The sequence below is a fragment of the Streptomyces sp. AC627_RSS907 genome (genome assembly GCF_019049165.1).
Map to the genome: position 1 here is coordinate 1 of NZ_JAGMUE010000515.1, position 2,064 is coordinate 2,064.

At 74.7% G+C, this 2,064-nt stretch carries 2 protein-coding genes; both read left to right on the forward strand.

Annotation, left to right across the window (positions count from 1 at the left end; genetic code table 11):
* Window positions 1-861: class III extradiol ring-cleavage dioxygenase (locus KUM32_RS36765; protein WP_254406659.1), on the forward strand; the 861-nt coding region annotated here is incomplete at its 5' end.
* Between the two features lie 80 nt (window positions 862-941).
* Window positions 942-1,877, forward strand: coding sequence for an NADP-dependent oxidoreductase (locus KUM32_RS36770; protein ID WP_217146218.1), 936 nt, complete (start codon window positions 942-944; stop codon window positions 1,875-1,877).
* The last annotated feature ends 187 nt before the right edge of the window (window positions 1,878-2,064 follow it).

Sequence of the window (2,064 nt, forward strand, 5' to 3'; positions counted from 1 at the left end):
CCCTCCCCCTCCTCCCCGTCCCGCGCACCGGCCGCGGCGTACGACGACCTCCTCGCCCGGGTCCTGCCACTGGCGCGCGAGCAGCGGGTGTGGGAGCCCTCCGACGGTCCCCTGCCCAGCCTCTTCGTCAGCCACGGGGCCCCGTTCACCCTCGACGATCCGCAGTGGCTCGGCGACCTCTTCGACTGGGCCCGCTCCATGCCCAAACCCCGGGCCATCGTCGTCGTCTCGGCCCACTGGGAACGGGCACCGGCCGCGATGTCCGCAGCCGCGGCCGGCACCCCGCTCTTCTACGACTTCAGCGGCTTCCACCCCCGCTACAAGACCCTCCCCTACGCGACCCCGGACGCCACCGACCTGGCCCGGCGGCTCACCGGCCTGCTGGGCCGGGCGCCGGTGCACGAGTTCGCCGGCCGCGGCCTCGACCACGGCGCCTTCATCCCGCTCATGGCCATGTACCCCGCGGCCGACGTCCCGGTCGTGCAGCTGTCGATGCCCGGCCTCGACCCCGGCGCCCTGCTCGAACTCGGGGCACGCCTGCGGCCCCTGCGCCGGGAAGGCGTCCTCGTGCTCGGCTCGGGCTTCATGACGCACAGCTTCGCCGTCTTCCACCGGCCGGAGCTCGCCGCCGTCACCACGGCCTTCGACGCGTGGGCCGTCGACGCCCTCGCCCGGGGCGACGCCGACGCCCTCACCGACTACCGCCACAAGGCACCCGGCGCCGCGGTCGCCCATCCGACAGCCGACCACTTCGTACCACTGCTGCTCGCCGTCGGCGCCGCCGACGACCCCAGCAGCGCCGTGAGCGCCATCGACCGCATGGTGATGGGCAACTCCACCCGGTCGGTGCAGCTGACCTGAGCGCCTCGGCGTGCTCAGCCTTCCCACCTGGTCGCCTCATCCCTCGGCGACGACATCACCACACCCTGGAGGAAAGTGCCATGAAGGCAATCCGTTTCCACGAGTTCGGCGGCAGCGAGGTCCTGCGCCACGAGGACGTCGACCGTCCGGTCCCCGGCACCGGGCAGGTACTGGTGCGGGTGGCGGCCACGTCGTTCAACCCGGTCGACGACCACATCCGCGCCGGCGTCCTGGCCGCCATGATCCCGATCTCTCTCCCGTACGTGCCGGGCATCGACCTGGCGGGCACCGTCGCTGAGATCGGCGCGGAAGTGACGGGCCTGGAGGTCGGTGACCGGGTCGTGGCGATGCTGCCCCTCGACTCCGCCGGCGGCGCCGCCGAGTACGCGCTCGTCCCGGCCGCGTCCCTGGCCCCGGCGCCCCGGACGACCGAGCTGGTCGACGCCGCGGCGCTGCCGCTGACCGGCCTGGCGGCCTGGCAGACGGCGTTCGAGCTCGCCGAGCTGAAGCCCGGTCAGTCCGTCCTGGTCAACGGGGCGGGGGGCGCGGTGGGCAGCCTCGTGGTCCAGCTCGCCGTCGACGCCGGAGCGCAGGTGACCGCGGTGGACGCGCCCCAGCACGCCGACCGTCTTCGGAGCTACGGCGCGGACCGGGTCGTCGCTCCCCTCGACCTCGATGCGGGCCCGGCCGCCGTGGGCGGTCCGTTCCAGGCCGTGGTGAACCACGTGCGGGTCTCCCCGGAGGAGCTGGCGCAGCTGACGCGTTACGTCGCCGACGGCGGGGTCGCCGCCAGCACGGCCGGCCCGATTCCCGAGGACCCCACCCGGGGAGTGCGCAGCGCGAGCCTGTGGGTCCGCAGCGACGGAGACCAGCTGGCCGAGCTGGTCGCCAAGGTGGACGCCGGCAAGCTCCGGCTCCACGTCGCCGCCCACCGCCCGTTGGCCGAGCTGGCCGCCGTACATGCGGACGCCGGCGCGGGGCGGCTGCCCGGCAAGACGGTCGTGGTCGCTCCCTGATCACCTCCTACCGCACCTGACCGGGCCGCCCGCCGTTCGCTCTCCCGCCGGTTGAGCGGCCCGGAAGCTCGACGGCGGCCCCGCCGACGCCCGCCGGCATCGGCGGGCCCGCAGTGGGGCCCCACTGTGGGCCCGCCGATGCCGCTGAAAAGCGCTCGCGCAAGCGTCACGCCGCCGGGACACTCAA

Coding starts and splice junctions, on each gene's coding strand:
- KUM32_RS36770 (WP_217146218.1), top strand. CDS start 942: ATGAAGGCAATCCGTTTCCACGAGTTCGGCGGCAGCGAGGTCCTGCGC.